This window comes from Chryseobacterium turcicum (genome assembly GCF_021010565.1).
GTDB classification, from domain to species: domain Bacteria; phylum Bacteroidota; class Bacteroidia; order Flavobacteriales; family Weeksellaceae; genus Chryseobacterium; species Chryseobacterium turcicum.
Window position 1 is genome coordinate 1,108,967 of sequence record NZ_JAJNAY010000001.1, and the last position, 18,934, is coordinate 1,127,900.

The 18,934-nt window shown below is 32.6% G+C and carries 17 protein-coding genes; 12 read left to right on the forward strand and 5 right to left on the reverse strand.

The annotated features are described in order from the left end of the window. Positions 1 to 163 precede the first annotated feature (163 nt). From panD to LO744_RS05210, 9 genes are all read left to right on the forward strand, one after another. On the forward strand, positions 164 to 514 hold the full coding sequence (gene panD, locus LO744_RS05170; RefSeq protein WP_066679682.1) for an aspartate 1-decarboxylase: 351 nt from the start codon (positions 164 to 166) through the stop codon (positions 512 to 514). 3 nt (positions 515 to 517) lie between these two features. After that, on the forward strand, positions 518 to 1,531 hold the full coding sequence (locus LO744_RS05175; protein ID WP_230667550.1) for a lysylphosphatidylglycerol synthase transmembrane domain-containing protein: 1,014 nt from the start codon (positions 518 to 520) through the stop codon (positions 1,529 to 1,531). Between the two features lie 175 nt (positions 1,532 to 1,706). After that, positions 1,707 to 2,285: a TerD family protein gene (locus tag LO744_RS05180; protein WP_230667552.1), complete on the forward strand. Its 579-nt coding sequence runs from the start codon at positions 1,707 to 1,709 to the stop codon at positions 2,283 to 2,285. A 63-nt stretch (positions 2,286 to 2,348) separates the two neighbouring features. Beyond that, positions 2,349 to 3,014: a TerD family protein gene (locus LO744_RS05185; protein ID WP_230667554.1), complete on the forward strand. Its 666-nt coding sequence runs from the start codon at positions 2,349 to 2,351 to the stop codon at positions 3,012 to 3,014. Positions 3,015 to 3,305: 291 nt separating this feature from the next. Next, positions 3,306 to 3,944: a vWA domain-containing protein gene (locus LO744_RS05190; RefSeq protein ID WP_230667556.1), complete on the forward strand. Its 639-nt coding sequence runs from the start codon at positions 3,306 to 3,308 to the stop codon at positions 3,942 to 3,944. Positions 3,945 to 4,184: 240 nt separating this feature from the next. After that, positions 4,185 to 5,228 carry a TerY-C metal binding domain-containing protein gene (locus tag LO744_RS05195; RefSeq protein ID WP_230667558.1) on the forward strand — a complete coding sequence of 348 codons (1,044 nt, stop codon included), beginning with the start codon at positions 4,185 to 4,187 and terminating at the stop codon, positions 5,226 to 5,228. Then, the gene (locus LO744_RS05200) at positions 5,229 to 6,587 is read left to right on the forward strand and encodes a PP2C family serine/threonine-protein phosphatase (RefSeq protein ID WP_230667559.1); all 1,359 of its coding nucleotides are present in this window, start codon (positions 5,229 to 5,231) and stop codon (positions 6,585 to 6,587) included. A 10-nt stretch (positions 6,588 to 6,597) separates the two neighbouring features. Continuing rightward, positions 6,598 to 7,095: a hypothetical protein gene (locus LO744_RS05205; protein ID WP_230667561.1), complete on the forward strand. Its 498-nt coding sequence runs from the start codon at positions 6,598 to 6,600 to the stop codon at positions 7,093 to 7,095. 39 nt (positions 7,096 to 7,134) lie between these two features. Continuing rightward, positions 7,135 to 8,649 carry a helix-hairpin-helix domain-containing protein gene (locus LO744_RS05210; RefSeq protein WP_230667562.1) on the forward strand — a complete coding sequence of 505 codons (1,515 nt, stop codon included), beginning with the start codon at positions 7,135 to 7,137 and terminating at the stop codon, positions 8,647 to 8,649. 261 nt (positions 8,650 to 8,910) lie between these two features. Here the strand turns inward: LO744_RS05210 and tyrS are convergent, their stop codons facing one another. The 4 genes from tyrS to LO744_RS05230 all read right to left on the reverse strand — a co-directional run bounded on the left by tyrS (position 8,911) and on the right by LO744_RS05230 (position 14,993). Beyond that, positions 8,911 to 10,110, reverse strand: coding sequence for a tyrosine--tRNA ligase (gene tyrS, locus LO744_RS05215; protein ID WP_230667564.1), 1,200 nt, complete (start codon positions 10,108 to 10,110; stop codon positions 8,911 to 8,913). A gap of 279 nt (positions 10,111 to 10,389) precedes the next feature. Further along, positions 10,390 to 11,205 carry a hypothetical protein gene (locus LO744_RS05220; protein WP_230667566.1) on the reverse strand — a complete coding sequence of 272 codons (816 nt, stop codon included), beginning with the start codon at positions 11,203 to 11,205 and terminating at the stop codon, positions 10,390 to 10,392. A gap of 144 nt (positions 11,206 to 11,349) precedes the next feature. Next, positions 11,350 to 13,017, reverse strand: coding sequence for an asparagine synthase B (gene asnB / locus LO744_RS05225; protein ID WP_230667568.1), 1,668 nt, complete (start codon positions 13,015 to 13,017; stop codon positions 11,350 to 11,352). A gap of 311 nt (positions 13,018 to 13,328) precedes the next feature. Further along, positions 13,329 to 14,993, reverse strand: coding sequence for a GLPGLI family protein (locus LO744_RS05230; RefSeq protein WP_230667569.1), 1,665 nt, complete (start codon positions 14,991 to 14,993; stop codon positions 13,329 to 13,331). Positions 14,994 to 15,096: 103 nt separating this feature from the next. Here LO744_RS05230 and LO744_RS05235 point away from each other — a divergent pair, with 103 nt between their 5' ends. Next, a complete protein-coding gene (locus LO744_RS05235) occupies positions 15,097 to 16,047 on the forward strand; it encodes a hypothetical protein (protein ID WP_230667571.1) in 951 nt (316 codons plus the stop codon). A 25-nt stretch (positions 16,048 to 16,072) separates the two neighbouring features. On the opposite strand, the gene LO744_RS05240 is transcribed toward LO744_RS05235, so the two are convergent. Beyond that, entirely contained in the window at positions 16,073 to 17,278 is a 1,206-nt protein-coding gene (locus tag LO744_RS05240) for an RsmB/NOP family class I SAM-dependent RNA methyltransferase (protein ID WP_230667573.1), read from the reverse strand. Between the two features lie 234 nt (positions 17,279 to 17,512). On the opposite strand from LO744_RS05240, the gene LO744_RS05245 reads away from it, so the two are divergent. Then, positions 17,513 to 18,382, forward strand: a complete 870-nt coding sequence (locus LO744_RS05245) for a hypothetical protein (RefSeq protein WP_230667575.1) — start codon at positions 17,513 to 17,515, stop codon at positions 18,380 to 18,382. A 73-nt stretch (positions 18,383 to 18,455) separates the two neighbouring features. Further along, entirely contained in the window at positions 18,456 to 18,788 is a 333-nt protein-coding gene (locus LO744_RS05250) for a zinc ribbon domain-containing protein YjdM (RefSeq protein ID WP_230667577.1), read from the forward strand. Positions 18,789 to 18,934 lie beyond the last annotated feature (146 nt).

Sequence of the window (18,934 nt, forward strand, 5' to 3'; positions counted from 1 at the left end):
TGAAATCTGTATTTTGATTTGTATTTGAAAATTCAGCTGGATAAATCAAAAATAAGACGTTAAAAAGAGTTTAAAAAGATACCAAAGGCAAAGTTGCGCACCAAAATAAATATTTAAGTAAAATTTTAAACAAGCTCTTAAATATTATTAATAAATTTGCACCATGTTAATAGAAGTATTCAAATCTAAAATTCACAGGGTAAGAGTTACGGCTTCAGACCTTAATTATATTGGAAGCATTACCATTGACGAAGACCTTATCGAAGCTGCTGGTTTGGTAGTAGGAGAAAGAGTTTATATCGTTAATGTCAACAACGGAGAGCGTTTTGATACGTATGTGATTAAAGGGAAAAGAAAATCTGGTGAAGTTTGCTTAAATGGCCCTGCTGCTAGAAAAGTACAGCGTGATGACATCATTATTATCATTGCTTATGCACAGATGACGCCCGAGGAAGCTCAGGAGTTTCAACCAAAAATCGTTTTTCCGGACGAAAAGACCAATCTTCTTACTTAAAATATGGAGAAGAAACCGAACAAAATATTAAAATCATTTTTAACCATAGTAATTTCGCTTGCTTTTGCAGGCTTTTTTTTGTGGTTAGCGCTTAGAGGATTAGATTTTAAAGTGATTCAAAAGTCTTTGGCGAAAGCCAATTATATTTGGGTGGCTTTTGCTTCTGTTTTTGCTCTTTTAGCGTATTGGTTCAGAGCAATTCGCTGGAATTTGTTATTAGAACCGATGGGACATAAGATTTCAAGTTCAAATGCACTTTGGTCTTTATCATTTGGTTATTTGATGAATTTAACGATTCCTAGAAGTGGAGAGGTGGCGAGAGCGACTGCTTTATACGGAGTAGAAAAAGTTCCTGTAGATAAATCTTTTGGAACGATTATTCTTGAAAGAGTGGTTGATTTGATTTGTATGATGGGATTTTTGGGATTGACTTTAATCTTTAAATATGATGCAATTTTATCATTCTATCAGAATTCAGGAGTGAATATCAATCCAAATAAAATAATACTGATTCTTGGAGGTTTGGTAGTTGCAGGAATTTTATTTTTTATTTTTAAAAATAAATTTGTGAATGTTCCTGTTTTAGGGAAAATTATAGGTTTTATTGATGGGATTATTCAAGGTCTTACATCTATTTTCAAACTTAAAGAAAAAGGGAAGTTCATCATCTATACAATAGGAATTTGGGTTTCTTATTATTTTGCAGCATTTCTAATATGTTTTGCGTTGCCTGAAACTTCAGGCTTTACCTTCGCAGACGGATTTTTTATTCTTGTTGTAGGAACTTTAGGGATGATTATTCCTGCTAGTGGTGGAATTGGTGCTTTTAATTTGGCGATGAAATATGGTTTTATGGCATTATTTCTTGCAATGGGTAAAAGTGCTGAGTTTGGTGGCGAAATGGGCTTAACATATTCGTTCATCTCACTTCCTTTACAAATTTTTGTAATGCTGGTTATGGGATTAATTTCCATTCCAATGTTGGCAAAAGCCCGTAACAATGTGGCTAAAGAATAATTTTCAATCATCTTTTTTAAATATAGAAATCCCGTTTCATTTGAGATGGGATTTTTTTGTGTTTTAAAATTTTATCAAATATTAAAAAAAGTTTAAAGTTGTATGATTTTTTATCATTAATTTGGTCAATTCACAAATCAAATCTATCTTAAGAGAAAAATTACATTTACACATTATGGCGATTAATTTACAGAAAGGGCAAAAAATAGAATTAGGACTTACAAAAATGACAATCGGTTTAGGATGGGACCCAAATGAGAGTCATGGAGGTGGTACTTTTGATTTGGATGCTTCAGCAATTATGATTGATTCCGACAGAAAACTGGTTGGAGACGAATATTTTGTTTTTTACAATAATTTGAATTCTCCGGATGGAGCTTTACAACATACAGGAGACGATCCCGATGGAAAAAGTAGCGATGGTGACGATGACGAAGCCATTGTGATTGATCTTGAAAAAGTAGATCCTAGAGTAGAAGAAATACTGTTTGTAGTAACTATTGAGGATTTCGAAAGAAAAAAACAAAACTTCGGAATGGTAAGAAACTCGTACATCAGAGTTGTTGATAATAGTAATCATCAGGAAATTGCAAAATACGAGCTTGATGAAGATTTCTCTATCGAAACCGGCGTAGAATTCGGTAGACTATACAAAAGAAACGGAAGCTGGAAATTTGAAGCTTCAGGAATTGGGTACAGAGCTGATCTTGGTTTCTTTTTAGAGAAATATTATAAAGGTCAAATCATTAAATAAAAGAATTTTAACTTACAAAAATAAAACAACAACAAATTTAAAACAACACAAAAAAGATTAAAAATGGCAATTAATTTACAGAAAGGTCAAACAATTGATTTAAGAAAAAATGACCGTGGCGAAAGCGTTTACGACCTGTCTCAGGTAACTATTGGTTTAGGATGGGATGTTCGTAAGCAAGGAGGTTTTTTCGGGAAAATATTTAGCAAAGAAGCAGAATACGATTTAGATGCGGTTGCGTTTCTTTTAGATGGAAACGGAAAAGTTGCCAATTTAGGAAGAACGGTTCAAACCAACGATGGTAGACAAATGGGACTTTATGAAGGCGATGTTATTTATTTCAATTCAATGCACCATCCAAGCGGCCATATTTGGTTAACTGGAGATAACAGAACCGGAGCAGGAGATGGAGATGACGAACAAATTATCGTAAAACTAGACCAACTTGACGAGCGTTATCAAAAAATTATTTTTGTGGTGACGATCTATATGGGAAGAAAAAATAATCAGCATTTTGGAATGATTGATAATGCATTTATCCGTGCGGTAGATGCCAGAGGAAAAGAAATTACAAAATACAGTCTTTCCGGTGATGCTAGTATGAATGGAAAATGTTCTATGGTTTTCGCAGAAGCCTACAGGCATAATGGTGACTGGAAATTCCGTGCTTTAGGAGAACCCAATCATTCAGACAGTTTTGTAGATATCCTTAAAAACTATTCTTACTAATTAAAGTATAAACAATTTTAGTACCTGATATTGTTTAACCGCAAAAGCAACAAAAGATTTTAGGATCTGATAAGCTATTCAAAAGCTAACAAAACAGTTAATAAATGAAAATTTTAGATTTTGTAAACTTTTGAATTTCTCTCTTTCCAATCATTTCTTTTGGTTCTTTTGCGGTTAAAAAGCTATTTTAAATTTTTTGTCATGTACTAGAATAAATAATAATAAATAAATTTCATCAAGATTAATCTTTTTTGGAGATTGGTTTTGATGAAATTTTTAAAGTTTCGCATAATGAACAGAAGATTATTGGCGTATTTTCTGCTGGATACCTCCGGCTCGATGAATGGTGAACCTATTCAGGCGCTGAACAATGGTTTCAACGGTTTGATTTCTATGCTCCGTTCAGATCCTCAAGCGATGGATACGCTGTCTTTAAGCGTGACCACTTTTGATCGTGATGTAAAAAATATCATTCCGATGATTGATCTTGCGAGTTTTCATCCGATGGAAATTACTTGTCCCGATAGTGGCCCTACTCATACAGGAGCTGCTTTGGAGCTGGTTTTGGCATTGCTTCAGGTTGATTTAATTAAAGGGTCTACAGAAGTGAAAGGAGACTGGAAACCATTGCTTTTTATTTTTACCGACGGAAAACCTTCAGATATTCAAAAATACAGACAGATGATTCCTGTAATCAAAAATATGGATTTCGGAGTCATTGTAGGTTGTGCTGCAGGACCAAAAGCTGATGAAAGTTTCCTGAAAGAACTCACTGATAATGTCGTAAAACTCGACACAACCGATGCTGCAACCTTATCTTCGTTCTTCAAATGGGTAAGTTCATCAATCACAATGGGTGGAAAATCACAAGGAACAGGCGAAAGTATCAGTCTTCCGCCACCACCATCAGAATTGAATATTATTATTTAAATTTATTTTTAATTTTTTAAACCATTAAGATGATTTAAGAAGTTGAGGTTTATTAAGAAAATCAAATAGATTGCTAAAAAGCGAAGCTCAACTTAATAGTCTTAACTCCTTAATTAAAATCTTAATGGTTTAAGAAAAAAAAATAATCTCTCGCAGATTATTTTGATTAAGCAAATTAAAAAACTGCTCAATCTGCGTGAAATAAATTATAATTAAACTAAAAAACACAATTAAAAAAATATGAGAAGACTTCCCATTTATTTTTTAGTAGATATTTCCGAATCGATGATTGGTGAGCCGATTGATCAGGTTCAGGAAGGTATTTCCACAATTGTAAGAGAATTAAAAAAAGATCCATATTCCTTAGAAACCGTCTGGATTTCTGTGGTGGGTTTTGCGGGTGAAGCAGAAGTGATTACTCCGTTGCAGGATATTATTTCGTTTTATCCACCAAAAATTCCTGTAGGTAGTGGAACTTCTTTAGCGAAAGGTCTTTTCAAAGTAATGGATTGTATTGACAAAGATATTGTAAAGACAACCTACGACAGAAAAGGTGACTGGAAACCCCTTGTTTTCCTTTTTACAGACGGAGTTCCTACCGATGATGCACAAATTGCCATCGACAAGTGGATTAAAAACTACCACGGAAAATCAAATACAATCGCCATTTCCATTGGTGAAAATACCAATTATAAATTATTGGGTTCGCTTTCAGATAATGTTTTGTTGTTTAATAATAATTCGGAAAATTCTTACAAAGAGTTTTTCAAATGGGTAACCGATTCTATTAAAACAACCAGTCAGAGTGTTACCGAAGCCAATAAAGATGGAATTAATTTGTCTAAAATTGACCACAGTATTTTAGAAAAAGTTGATCCAGAAGCATTACAAAAATTCCCAGATAATAATTTTGTAGTGTTAAACGGAAAATGTTCAGAATCCAAGAAACCCTATTTAATTAAATATAAAAAAGCATTTACTGACTCCGGAATTGCTGGGATGCAAACCCGATATTACCGACTGGAAGGAACTTACAAAATAGATGACGCTTCATATTACCGACTTTCTTCGGCGCAGAAAAGTAGTCAGAAAATTTCTGTAGAAGAACTTCATGGTGCTCCGTCTTGTCCGCATTGTGCTAATCCTATTGCTTTGGCGACTTGTTCGTGTGGTGGAATTCACTGTTTAAAAGGTGAAGGTTACAACGAATGCCCTTGGTGTGGAACGGGTGATCATTACGGATTCAGCAACGAAGGTTTTGATATCAACCGAACTTTAGGCTAAATGGAAAACACAATTAGGCAGATTTTGAAAAATCATAATATCCAAAACAATAAAACGATGGATAAAGTGGTTTCAAAACTATTAACTCAGACGGAAATTCAAAACAATCTACAGCTGATTATCGAAGCTCAGAATAAAATTATGCAGAAAGCAATTATTTATAAAGAAAGAGAAGAATTTGCCGATGCATTTTTTCCGATTACCAACGCACATTCTAAAAAGAAATACGAATTTGTTTTTCCGATGGAGCAATTTCCGAATATCAGAATTAAAGATATTTCCGGATTAGAATTGGCAGGTTTAAGCTTTGAAGAAAATTCTATAAAAGGAATTCCTTTTGAAAGTGATGCTTACGATTTGCAGATTGAGTTTTTTCATGTTAATGATGAAGAAAATGTTGAATTCAAAAAATCGCAACTTTTCGTCAACGCAGACCCAAAAGATTTATGGAAGGATTTTCCGTCAGATAAAGAAGCACCTTTTCATAAAGCAGATGAAACAAAATTTAAAGGCAATTTTTCAGATAAAAAAATAGTTGTTGCTTCAAAAAGAGGCCGTTCTCATGCGCATGAAGGCAAATTCAGAGATGATGATTTTGCAGTCAATGAATTGCCAAATTCTTGGAATATTATTTCAGTTTCCGATGGAGCAGGTTCGGCACAATTGGCGAGATATGGCTCTGAATTAGCAACTCAGTCGATTAATGATTTCTTTAAAAATGAAGAAATTTTAGCTAAACTTGAGGTTGAGTTAAATAAAATTTTTAATTCTGAACAAGAGAATTCAGAAGCAAAACAAAACGTTATAAAAACTCTTTATCAGGGAGTTTCTGATACTTTTAAAACGTTGAAGGAAAAAGCAGAAGAATACGAAGTTAGTTTAAGAGATTTACACGCCACTTTAATCTTTGCTTTGGTTAAAAAGTTTGATTTTGGATATGTTATTCTAAGTTTTGGCGTTGGCGATTGCCCGATTAATTTAATCAATGAAGATTTTTCTGATGTAAAATTATTAAACCTGATGGATGTTGGTGAATTTGGTGGCGGAACTCGTTTTGTCACGATGAATGAGATTTTTGATGATACTATTTCTTCCCGTTTCAAAATTACTCATGTTAAAGATTTTTCAAAATTGATTTTAATGACCGACGGAATTTACGACCCGAAATTTATCACCGAAAATAAACTGGAAGACCTCGAAAGTTGGAAGACTTTCTTTGAAGATTTAAACGGCAATAATGAAGATGATGCGAAAGTTGATTTTGAAAATGACGAAAAAGTCGATGAACAATTACTTTCCTGGATGGATTTCTGGAGCAAAGGAAATCATGATGATCGGACTTTGGCAGTGATTTATTAAAAAAAATATAATGGCGATTTGGCAATATACATGTATTCTTATTCCTTTAAGAAACTTTGAAAATAATTATATCAAATTTTTGCAGCAAGAGAAAACAGATTATAGAAAGGAAACTCATTATTTTTGGAATAACTTTTCATTAAGTAAATCTGTAGTTTCAGAAAAAATAGATTTAAATATTTCAAAATATAAATCAGAAAATGAGAACTTTATTTATTGGAAAGGAGATTCCAATAATTTTGAGGACAATGATTGTGAGATACAATCGAATAATGATTTTATTACTGAATTTGCAATTAGGTTTGATTTAAGAAATGCTAAAAATGTAAAGAAGTTTATTGATTTGCTTTTAGAGATAGCAATTGAAAATCAATTGAAATTTATGAATTTAAAATATGAATTTTTTAATGCTGAAAAAAACTTACTTATTGAAGATATTAAGAATTCAAATGGTATGAAATTTTTGGAAAATCCAGAAGAGTTTTTAAACTCATTATCTCAGAGCTAAAAACGATGTTTCATTTTTAAAAATGATTTACAACCTCTCATGAAAAAAACAACCTCCGTTTCTTCGATTTTAGACAATTCAAAATCGTATGAATATGTAGACGAAAACCCTGTAAAAGGTGGGGTGAAAGATGTTTATTTTTCACCGGATAGAAAATATGTGGTGGCTTTTTACAGAACTCCGCTTGAGAACGAACAAAAAGAAAGAATCAAACGGATTGTTTCTACCTATTTACCCAATATTCAAAATGGAAATGCCTCAGGGTATTATTTGGATGAGGTTTTTAGATGGCCTTACGATATTGTTCAGAAAAATAATCTGACGGGAATTGTGGTTCCTATTTACAGTCAGAAATTCTTTTTTGCCAAAGGATATGTTGGCTCAGATAATATTGCGGGTGGAGATAAAGTAGGGAAGTGGTTTACGGCTCCGATGTTTAGAAATCAGCATTATCCGCTTCGTTTAGACAAATCTGAATTGGGAGATTGGCTCAGCTATTTTCAAATTGCGATCAACATCACCCGCGGAATAAAAAAACTGCATCAGATGGGTTTGGCGCATTCTGACCTTTCTTATAATAATATTTTGGTAGATCCGGTTACGAAATCTGCCTGTATCATTGATATTGACGGATTGGTTGTTCCGAAATTATTTCCGCCTGAAGTTATCGGGACGGCAGACTTTATTGCTCCGGAAGTTTTAAAAACAAAACATTTGCATCTTCATGATCCCGGAAGGCAACTTCCCAATCAGAAAACTGACCTTCATGCTTTGGCAGTGTTAATTTATATGTATCTTCTTCGTCGTCATCCTTTAAGAGGTGGGAAAATCTGGGATCTTGATTCTGAAAAAGATGAAATATTCTCGATGGGTGAAAAAGCTCTTTTTGTAGAACATCCAACAGATTCCAGTAATAAAGTGCGAACAGAATATCTTAAAAAATGGGACTCATTTTGGGGGGATCCCACTAAAGTTCCTTATACAGTTGCTGGACCTTATTTATCTGAATTATTTAAAAAAGCTTTTATCGACGGACTTCATGACCCGATTAAACGACCGTTGACGAATGAATGGGAAACTGCTTTGCTGAAAACCGTAGATCTTATTCAGCCTTGTCTTAATCCTGAGTGTAGTGAAAAATGGTATGTTTTCGACAATACCCAAACTCCAAGATGCCCGTTTTGTGGAACTTCTCATAAAGGAACCTTGCCGGTTTTAGATTTATATTTTAAGTATGATGATGAGGTTTGGAAACCCGAAAACCACCGATTAATGGTGTATCATAACCAGTATCTTTTCAAATGGCATGTTTCAAGAAAAGTGATTCGAAATGAAAGTCTTACGTTTGAAGATAAAAAACCGGTAGGATATTTTACTTTTTATCAGGATAAATGGGTTTTGGTGAATCAAACCTTAACGAGTATGAAAGATTTGACCGAACAAAAAGAAATTCCGCCCAATTCAATGGTTGAATTGACTGAAGGCAAAAAAATATTGCTTTCTAATGAAGAAGGCGGAAGAATTATTTATGTCACGATGGCGAATATTCAATAGGAGCGGACTTTAGTCCGCTTTTTAAAATCAAAAAACCAAAGGCTTTAGCCAAAACTTACTTTTTATTTTAGAAATTATGAATATCTGTAATTAGTAATAAGTTAGTTTTTAACAGCATATTTGTCTTTTCGTAGGAATCTAAGATGCTTTATATTTAATATGTTGAGATTCCTCCGGAAAGACAACGTAACTGCTGATTTCTAATACTATGATTAAAAACGGACATTCGTATAGAAATTAAATAAGCTGTTTGTTTAAAAATTACACCAATTCAAAAAAATCTCTTTTTCCAATCTTAATTTTTGTCTGTTTTAATAATTCAATTTCTGCAGTAGGGTCAGTCATTTTTACATTGTTAATTTGAATTCCGCCATTTTCAATTAATCTTCGGGTGAAAGATTTGCTATCAGTATTTTTTAAATGATGACAAAGCTCAATTAAGCTGATTTTCGATTGATTTGGAAACAAAGATTCAATAGAAATTGGTTCAAATACTTTTTCTTCAAAATTCTTATTCTGAAACTGATTACTAAAAAACTGTTCAGCAAGTTCGGCCGACTCTTCATTATGGTATTGAGAAATAATATTTTTAGCAATGATTTTTTTAATGTTCATGGGATTTTCACCATCAGAAATTCTTGATTTTAAATTTTGCTTTTCTGCATTTGAAAAATCTGTGGTCAAATCGATAAATTCATCAATCAAAGCATCGGGAATAGACATTGTTTTTCCAAACATTTCATTGGGTTCGTCGGTTAAACCGATAATATTATTTAAAGATTTACTCATTTTTTCTTTTCCGTCGAGCCCTTTTAGTAAAGGCATACACATCACGATTTGTGGTGATATTTGATGAGTTTCCTGCAGTTGTCTTCCCATGGTACAGTTGAAAAGCTGGTCGGTTCCGCCCATTTCAATATCGCATTCTATTTTCACCGAATCAAATCCCTGCAAAATTGGGTAAACCAATTCATGCATGGCAATCGGAGAATTTTCAGTAAATCTTTTGTTAAAATCGTTTCTGTGCATCAGTTGAGCTACCGTAACTTTTGACATGAGCTGAATTACTTCTGAGAAGTTTAAAGCATCCAGCCACTCAGAATTGAAAACTATTTTTGTTTTTTCCACATCAATTACTTTTGAAAGCTGATTAATATACGTTTCTGCATTGTGTTGAACTTCTTCTTCGCTCAAAGGTTTTCTAGCTTTATTTTTTCCTGTTGGGTCGCCAATTCTTGCCGTGAAACTTCCGACAATGATGATAATCTGATGTCCCAAATCCTGAAACTGTTTCAGCTTTTTCAAAACAACGGCGTGTCCCAAATGTAAATCCGGAGCTGTAGGGTCAAAGCCAAGTTTGATGATGAGTTTTCTGTTTTCGTCTTCGGTTTGTTTTAATTTTTGTTCCAAACCGTTTTCTGGTAGAATAATTTCTACGTTTTCTTTTAATGTATTAATCATATTGTTGAATTTTAAGCATAAAAAAGCCCGAACAAATCTGTTCGGGCTCCTTCAATATTGTAGTTTAAATTTTATTGAATTTTAGATATAGAAATACTTCCCGAACGATAGAACGGGTAATAATAAGTGCTGAAAAACGGTAAACGTAAAATGCTGTTTAAGTGTTTCATTCTTTGGCAAAGATACGAAGTTTTAGATAAAATGAATTTCAAGAATTTATTCCAAATAAAAAAGCCCTAAAAATTAATATTTTCAGGGCTTTTATTGTAAACGTTGCTTTTATTTTCTTGGCTTTTCTACTCCAATCCATGCTTCGCCTTCTCTTTTTACTTGGCTTAGGATGAATGTTTTAAAATCCTCAGTTTTGTATTCGATGTTATCTTTATTTTGCTCAAAAGGCATAATGTAGAAGAAATCTTTGTCTGTTTTATCACCTTTTGTTCCTTTTTTCACGGTCGGCATATATTTTTTCTCAAATTTATACTTCGGAAGATATTGCTTTACAGAAGCGTAAAATTTAGCATTCTCTTTTTCGTTAGGAATAATGTCAACGATGCTAAATTTATCATTTTTCTTATCAACCCAAAGGTAATAGTTGGTTTCTTCGTGTGTTTTCTTGTTTAAAGAAGTGAATCCGAAGAATTCTTTAGGCACCAACTGCTTGATTTTTTCAGCATCTACTTTAGTGAAATATTCTCCTTGTGAAGGGTCTACATACGTTTCAAGATTCAACAATAATACCTCATTGTTCTGGAAATTTTTGTTTTTGAAATATTGGTCTAGAGATAATTCTGCGGTATGTCTAAGTTCTTTTCCTCTGTCATCCAATTTTTTAGTAGGATTCTGAGGGTTTACTTTTTTTACAAAGTTGTACAACACAACAGGCTTGATGTCTGCAAGGTGAGGATACGTTTTAAGCTGTTCTGCTTTTACCAACCAATAATATTGTTGATAATAGTCGTCTTTATCAACAGGTTTTACAGTTTTATAAGAAAGAGCTAGTTTTTTAGAATTGAGAACTTTTCCGTATTTACCTTGTCCGAAAGCTAAGCTTGTACACAGTAAAGCAAAAAAAATAGTAATGTTTCTTTTCATTTTACAACAGAGATTATTTTTATTTTTCAAATATAATTATTTATTAGATAATAAGTTTAATACTTAGTTAAATTATGCAAATATTATTGATTTTATTGAACAAAAAATCCTGTACGAATACAGGATTGATAAATTTCGTTGATTTTAATACGATGTTTCGTGTACTTTCACCGCTCTTCCGCTCGGGTCGTTCATTTTTTTAAATGCTTCATCCCATTCTAAAGCAATTGGAGTAGAGCAGGCTACAGAAGGCACAGAAGGCACCGTTGCAGCAGCGCTTTCGCTTGGGAAATGCTCTTCAAAAATGGTTCTGTAACGATATTCTTCCTTGTTTTGTGGCGTGTTTAAAGGAAATTTGAATTTTGCATTCGCCATCATTTCGTCTGAAACATATTTTTCGGCAATATCTTTCAGAGTGTCAATCCAAGAATAGCCAACTCCGTCTGAGAACTGTTCTTTTTGTCTCCATGCAATAGATTCTGGCAATAAATCTTCAAAAGCTTTTCGTAAAACCCATTTTTCAATTTTTCCTTCTTCTTTGCGAATCATTTTATCTTCCGGGTTTACATTCATGGCGATATCCATAAATTCTTTATCCAAAAACGGAACTCTTCCTTCGATTCCCCAACTCATCAACGCTTTGTTGGCTCTTAAACAATCGTATAAATGAAGTTTGTTAAGCTTTCTTACCGTTTCATCATGAAATTCTTTTGCGTTTGGAGCTTTATGGAAATATAAATATCCACCAAACAATTCGTCTGCTCCTTCACCTGAAAGTACCATTTTAATTCCCATCGACTTAATCACTCTTGCTAAAAGATACATCGGCGTGGAAGCTCTGATGGTTGTTACATCATATGTTTCTAGATGATAAATAACGTCGCGTATGGCATCTAAACCTTCTTGAACGGTAAAGTTGACTTCATGATGAATAGATTGAATATGTTCTGCCGCTTTTTTTGCCGCCGCCAAATCGGGAGAACCTACTAATCCTACTGCAAAACTGTGAAGTCTCGGATACCACGCTTCCTGAGTATCACCACTTTCTATTCTTTGTCTTGCAAATTTTGCGGTAACGGCAGAAATAATCGATGAATCTAAACCTCCGGAAAGTAAAACGCCATAAGGTACATCACTCATTAATTGTCTGTGCACAGCATCTTCCAACCCTTTTCTGATAGCCTGGATGTCTGTAACGTTCTCTTTTACGGCATCAAAGTTTTCCCAGTCTCTTTTGTACCATTGCTGAAGCTCGTGACCTTCGGCGCTGTATAAATAATGTCCTGGCAAAAATATTTCAATCTTTTTACAGATTCCTTCTAAAGCTTTCAGTTCTGAGGCAACATAGTAATTTCCTTCTCTGTCCCAACCTTGATAAAGTGGGCAAATTCCCATATGGTCTCTTGCGATGAGATAGATGTTGTTTTCGATGTCGTATAATGCAAAAGCAAAAATACCGTTTAGTTTTTCGATAAAGTCTTTTCCGTATTTTTTGTAAAGCGCAATGATAACTTCGCAATCCGACTGAGTTTGAAATTCATAATCGGGAAATTCTTTTTTTAATTCTCTGTGATTGTAAATTTCACCATTTACGGCAAGTACAATTTTTCCATCTTTTGAAAACAACGGCTGCTTTCCTGAAGCCGGGTCTACTATCGCTAATCTTTCATGCGAAAAAACAACTTTTTCACTTTGAAAAACCCCGCTCCAATCGGGACCACGATGACGGATTTTTTTAGACATTTCAAGAACCTGAGGTCTTAATATTTCGGTTGACTGTTTTGCGTCAAATAAGCAAACGATTCCACACATGTTATTTTTATTTGAAACAAAACTAGATATATGGTTTAAAAATTGCAACTAAAATTTACAAATGATTAAATAATTTAATTAAAAAGATTAAAATAGTTAAAATTGTAAATTAAATTTATTAAATTTTATTAATAAAGAGAATTTTTTTCGCAGCAAAGTATTATTGATTCATTTTAAAACATTGAATAATATTTTTTCTAATTTATTATAACTAATTCATTTTTTTTTCTCACCTTTGTAGCTCGAAATAATTTTTTTTCATCATTTGTGTTTTTACCTCCTTGTAATAATATTGCAAGGAGGTTTTGTTTTTACTCATTACCTAATAAGACACCAGAAATATTCCATGCGCTGAAGCTTGTTCCTTCGGGTTCTCCCTGAGGAATTTTAACCTGAATAGTGTGTTTCCCTGCTTTCAAATCTCCTAAAGAAATAAAATTGGGGTTGGTTACTGTTCCAGGACACCAGTTTGAGCGGCTCAAATCTGAAGAAGATAGTCCGTCTGCAAAATTTCCTGATGCCGGATTAAATAATCGGTAAGACCCGCATTCTGTTCTCCAGGGTGTAAAAGAGAAGCTTAATTTTCCGTCTACATAAATTGAATTGGCTTTTGGGATAAATTCATCACCATTTTCCCAACCTCCATGTCCGGTGGTAATGTATCTTAACTGAGCGTTTTTTAAATCTTTTTCTAAATTAAACTCCACAAAAAGACCCTTATCATTATTAAACATCGTTGCGTAATCTTGCCCCGCCATTTCCATGATATTGGTGGTATTAAATAACGGAATCACTTTATTGTTTTTATTTACAATCTGTTCGCTATTGTGAATGGTGATATCTAAGCTCACTTTGTGACCGCCTTTATCGTAATTTCCAATGAAAGTTCCTATCCAAAGTTCTTTTTCAGAAAGAGAAGGCTTCAATTCGGTAATATCCTGACGAAATGGACTTACGGTTTGCCAAGTTTTGTCTTTTAATTCGATATGATTAAACTTATTGATTCCGAAAGCGGTGAAAAATCGCATTAACTCAACCGTTGGCTGATAATTTTGAGTGGAAACAACTCCGTAATACTGTTTTCCATTCCCATTGTCGTAAAGAGGAAGTGTTTTTGCCCCTTTTTCTAAACCATCAAAAAATGTCTGAGATTTTTCTTCAGGAATAAAAAATACAGTTCCAGTTCTGTCGTAAGCATCACCATTTGATTGTTGTTTTAGTTCTACAAAAATATTGTCGCCTTGAGCAATTTTTGGAAACTTTATCTTCTTTAAAATAATTGTCCCGTTGGCGAATCTTTTTATTTTTTCGTCAGATTTTGACTGGTCAGAAAAGTTGATGATTTCATTTTCAAAAACATTCAGTGTTGTAAATTTGCTTTTCCAAACTAAATCTTTGTAGCTCAATATATCTGTTGTAGGAATAGATTTTGTAATGATTTTGTCGATTCCTGTAGTTTTAATTTTCTTTAGAGAAACTGCTGTTGTTGCTGAATTACCGTTTCGTTCAACCATTAAAACTAAACCTAAGTTTTGTCCTAAACTTGAAGGCCCACCTTTTAATTTTAAATCATTGGTGTACCAAACTTCAATGGTGTTTGAGTTGATTTTTGTGACTGCTTTTTTACAGTTGTAGCCTAAAATCTTTTTAGTTTGTGTTGTTAATTCAAACTCCTGTTTTGCGATAGATTCTTTGTCTGAAGTAGAAATTGCTTCATTGGGTTTTAAAAAAGCATACGAAACAATTGTGTTTGAAGGCTTTTCTATTTTGCTAATTTCAAAAGGATAGTCGCTTTTCTGTTCTTTGATTTTTGTATTTAAAATAAAATTTTCTTGTTCGTTAACCCAAACAATAGTTGGATTCTGATTAGGCTGAACTTTTCCGTTGTACGAACTTTCATATTGAATTTCGTACGTCTGAGAAAAACTTAAAACAGATAAGAAAATGAAAAAACTGGCTAAAATTGTTTTAAACATAGGTTTTGATGGTTTTTACAAAGATAATTTATAGTTGATGATTTGTTTTAGTTTGAATAAGAAATATTAATTTTAAAATTTCGTTACAGCTTAAACTAAAAGCATGAAATTTATTTTTTCTTTATTGATATTTTTAATTTTTTCAAATTATTGTACTGCTCATAAACCGAAATTCAAGGTTGAGAAATTCGGGAATGTAAAAACTTTTTTCAAGTCAGAATTCAATTTTGGAGATAAAATAGTAGAATCTGAGGAGATGAAAATTCATATTATTGGAAAATTGTCTGAAACTATTGCGAATAAATTAAATTTTAAAGACACTCTAATAATCGAATATGAAAAGAATTATTTTCTGCAAAAATTGAGAATTTTGGAAGGTGATAATTCTAATTACAGGATTTTAGGTTTGAGAGATGGTGTGATTATGAAAAATAATGGAAAAGGATTAGCTGTAAGAATTATTGATAGCAATGTTGAAGTAACTGATATTTTAAAATTAGTGGAATATTCTATTTTTAATAAGACAAAACTTAATAAATCATTAATTCCTGTAAATTACTTTTATAATGATGATAACCCAATTACTGTTCTTGCTAATTCTGATGAATTTATCCAAAAAATTATTCGAAAGAAATCAGATTTAGTTAATGAAATAATTCAGTCAGAAATTTTATTAGTAGATAATGGAGAGTTACGAACCGAAATTTCCTGGAAGAATAATGAGTTTATATTTGCAAAAAATACAAAATACTTAAAAGAAAATAATGTTTATAAAAACGATTACGTAAGTTATAAAGTTTCAGATTTTAAGTATTATCTTGATTCGTTTGATTCTAGCTGTGTTCTGATTTTTAATGATGTAAATACATTTACTTACTTTGATGGAAGAGAAGAAAATACTTCTTCACAGAAACTTGATGAAGGCATTAGCGATTTTTATCCTTTCAGATTAAATAAAGATAAAATTTCAAACAAAATTATATTAATCCCTTTCCGAAGTGATGTAATTTATATCTATAAAATAAACAAAAAACTACTCCAAAAAATAGAGTAGTTAATGTATAATATGTTGAATTATTTTAAGACAATCTTTCGATTAAAGCCATGTAGAATCCGTCGTAGCCTTCACTTGGCATTACTTTTTCGTCTTTAATCATTTTGTAGTTAGGATTGTTTTTAATAAACTCTTCTACTTGCAGGTTGTTTTCAGAAGGTAAAATAGAGCATGTTGCATATACCATTTTTCCACCTACTTTCAGCATTTTAGAATAATCCTGCATAATTTGCTGTTGCTCTTTCTTAATTCTGTCGATAAAAGCTTGGTCGATTTTCCATTTGCTGTCAGGGTTTCTTTTTAAAACTCCTAAACCAGAACATGGCGCATCAATCAAAAGTCTGTCTACTTTATCGTGAAGACGTTTGATTACTTTTGTATCAGAAATTACTCTTGTTTCGATATTGTGAGCTCCTGCTCTTTTTGCACGACGCTTCAATTCTGTCAGTTTCCATTCAAAAATATCTAAAGCGATAATCTGCCCTTTATTTTTCATTAAAGCAGCTAAATGAAGTGTTTTTCCACCCGCACCAGCACAAGCGTCAACCACTCTTTGTCCTTCTTTTACATCTAGAAAATAACCAATCTTTTGTGAAGAGGCATCTTGTACTTCAAACAATCCTTCTTTGAAAGCAGTGGTAAGAAATACATTTTTTTTCTCCTCAAGCTGTACCGCATCAGGATAATTTTTAATAGGATAAGAAACTACATTTTCGTCGGCAAGGTCAGAAATAAGCTCTTTTGGAGTTGTTCTCAAAGAGTTTGCTCTTAAAACGGTAGGTGCTTTTTCGTTTAAAGCGTGCATTTCCTTTTCCCATTTTTCGCCTAATTCTCTTTCCAGAGTTTCAACAAGCCATTCTGGAATAGAATGCTCAATTGCTTTTGTAGGAACGGTTCCTTTTTTAAGTTTTGTCGTAATGTCGGCAATTTTGATGCCTTCAAATTCTTCAAATCTTTTGTAATTGGTTTTACTCCAAAGAAGATATGCGATGATAAGTTTATAGATGTTGGTAGGTTTTACTCCTTCACCCATATAATATTCAAGGCGTTTTTTCCAACGGATAATGTTATAGAAAATCTCAGAAACAACGGCTCTATCCTGGCTTCCCCATTGTCTGTGGGATTTCAAAAGTCTTTCGATTACTTTATCGGCATACTTGTTTTTTTCGAAAAATGTTTCCTGTAAAGCATCGTGAATACCGATTGCCAGGTTTCTGTGAATTAATTCCATAAATTGCTATAAGCTGTTTGAATTTGCAAAAATACGAAATTAGTTTAAGGTTCATGGTTTAAAATTTCAGGTTTTAAAATTGTGACTCCGCGAAACAAAATTTTTGTAGTTAATAAAGTGGTGCTGAAGCGAAGCTCGGTAGGATCGAAACCTTTTGAAATAGATTAAATAGACAGTTAAATACTATCTTTTATCAAATTTGTTTTATTTTTATCTGATTGAAAGTCTCTACTTATGAAAAATATTATTTGTTTTTTATTGTTTTTCAGCGGTTATTTAGCGTTGGGGCAGACTAAAGAAGAATTGATTCAAAAAATTATCGATTATAATGTTTTTGAGTCGAATTGTGTAGGAATAGCATGTTCTCCCAGTGAGCAGTTTAACAGATTTGAGAAATTAATGACTTTAATTTCAGAAAAAGAACTTATGGAGTTTTCAAGACATAAAGAACCTGTAATCAGGGCTTATGCATCTGCAGAATTAATCAAAAAGGATGAAGATGTTATCAAATTATTTTCTTTTGAAATTGACAAAAATGAAAGTGTTGAAACTCAGGATGGTTGTATTGGTGGTTTTGATGAGTTAGCATGGATAATTTATAATGCTTATAAATGGAAAGTAGCTTCAAAAGCAGTTACAAAAATGGATAAAGATGAAGATGTTCGAAAATCAAAAATTGAACAAACTTTAATAAATGATGTAACTTTTCAAAAATTAGACAGTATAATTTTACATTCAGATAAAGATTTGTATTATATGTTTTATTATATTATTCTGAAAGGTGAAAAAGTAAATAAAAGTTTATTTCCTGTACTAAAAGAACTTGCTTTTACATATAATAATTCATTTGCATTTGATTGTATTTCAGATGAATATCCGGATGAAGTTAGAAGCTATTTTCAGAATGATTTTCTACAAGCTGATTTTAATAGTCCGAATAAAGTAATGTATTTGGACAGATTTGTAGAATATTTATTAAACTCCGAAAATGAAAATTATAAAAGTATTGCTATTCAGAAACTTGAAAAAGATGACTCATGGAAAAAATACCTAAATTTTATTGAAGGAAAATTGAAAAAACATAATGTTGTCTTGGGTTTTTAAAAACAAAAGTATACTCTCATTCTCGAACTTCTATCTTCCAGCTCAAAAAACTACCTTTGCAAAAATTAATAAAATGAGTGATGTAATTATTTGTCCAAAATGTAGTTCTGAATTTACCTATGAACAAGACGGTTTAATGGTTTGTTCTCAGTGTTTCTACGAATGGGATCCTAAAGAAGCGGGAAATGAAGATCAAATTTTAGACATCAATGGAAATGAACTTCAAAATGGAGATTCTGTTATTGTGATGAAAGATCTTCCGGTAAAAGGTGCTCCGAAACCTGTAAAAGCGGGAACTAAAGTGAAAAACATCCGCTTAAGACCAAACAGTGATCATAATATAGATTGTAAAATTGATGGTTTTGGTGCAATGGCTTTGAAATCTGAATTTGTAAAGAAGGCTTAAATTGAAATGATTTTAGTTTTTGGCAATTGGCTTTAATTTTAAATCTAATTGCCAAAAGCTAATAAAAAAAGGAAAGAATTGGACAGAGTACTCTTTCAAAGACCGAATTGCAGAATGCTAATTTGGGTCTGGAAGGCAGAAAGAGA

Bases quoted from the DNA above. Each gene is read 5' to 3' on its own strand.
- LO744_RS05185 (WP_230667554.1), top strand. From the start codon at position 2,349: ATGGCAATTAATTTACAGAAAGGTCAAACAATTGATTTAAGAAAAAAT.
- LO744_RS05195 (WP_230667558.1), top strand. From the start codon at position 4,185: ATGAGAAGACTTCCCATTTATTTTTTAGTAGATATTTCCGAATCGATG.
- LO744_RS05230 (WP_230667569.1), bottom strand. From the start codon at position 14,993: ATGTTTAAAACAATTTTAGCCAGTTTTTTCATTTTCTTATCTGTTTTA.
- LO744_RS05200 (WP_230667559.1), top strand. From the start codon at position 5,229: ATGGAAAACACAATTAGGCAGATTTTGAAAAATCATAATATCCAAAAC.
- LO744_RS05235 (WP_230667571.1), top strand. From the start codon at position 15,097: ATGAAATTTATTTTTTCTTTATTGATATTTTTAATTTTTTCAAATTAT.
- LO744_RS05250 (WP_230667577.1), top strand. From the start codon at position 18,456: ATGAGTGATGTAATTATTTGTCCAAAATGTAGTTCTGAATTTACCTAT.
- tyrS (WP_230667564.1), bottom strand. From the start codon at position 10,110: ATGATTAATACATTAAAAGAAAACGTAGAAATTATTCTACCAGAAAAC.
- LO744_RS05205 (WP_230667561.1), top strand. From the start codon at position 6,598: ATGGCGATTTGGCAATATACATGTATTCTTATTCCTTTAAGAAACTTT.
- LO744_RS05190 (WP_230667556.1), top strand. From the start codon at position 3,306: ATGAACAGAAGATTATTGGCGTATTTTCTGCTGGATACCTCCGGCTCG.
- LO744_RS05240 (WP_230667573.1), bottom strand. From the start codon at position 17,278: ATGGAATTAATTCACAGAAACCTGGCAATCGGTATTCACGATGCTTTA.
- panD (WP_066679682.1), top strand. From the start codon at position 164: ATGTTAATAGAAGTATTCAAATCTAAAATTCACAGGGTAAGAGTTACG.
- LO744_RS05180 (WP_230667552.1), top strand. From the start codon at position 1,707: ATGGCGATTAATTTACAGAAAGGGCAAAAAATAGAATTAGGACTTACA.
- asnB (WP_230667568.1), bottom strand. From the start codon at position 13,017: ATGTGTGGAATCGTTTGCTTATTTGACGCAAAACAGTCAACCGAAATA.
- LO744_RS05220 (WP_230667566.1), bottom strand. From the start codon at position 11,205: ATGAAAAGAAACATTACTATTTTTTTTGCTTTACTGTGTACAAGCTTA.
- LO744_RS05245 (WP_230667575.1), top strand. From the start codon at position 17,513: ATGAAAAATATTATTTGTTTTTTATTGTTTTTCAGCGGTTATTTAGCG.
- LO744_RS05210 (WP_230667562.1), top strand. From the start codon at position 7,135: ATGAAAAAAACAACCTCCGTTTCTTCGATTTTAGACAATTCAAAATCG.
- LO744_RS05175 (WP_230667550.1), top strand. From the start codon at position 518: ATGGAGAAGAAACCGAACAAAATATTAAAATCATTTTTAACCATAGTA.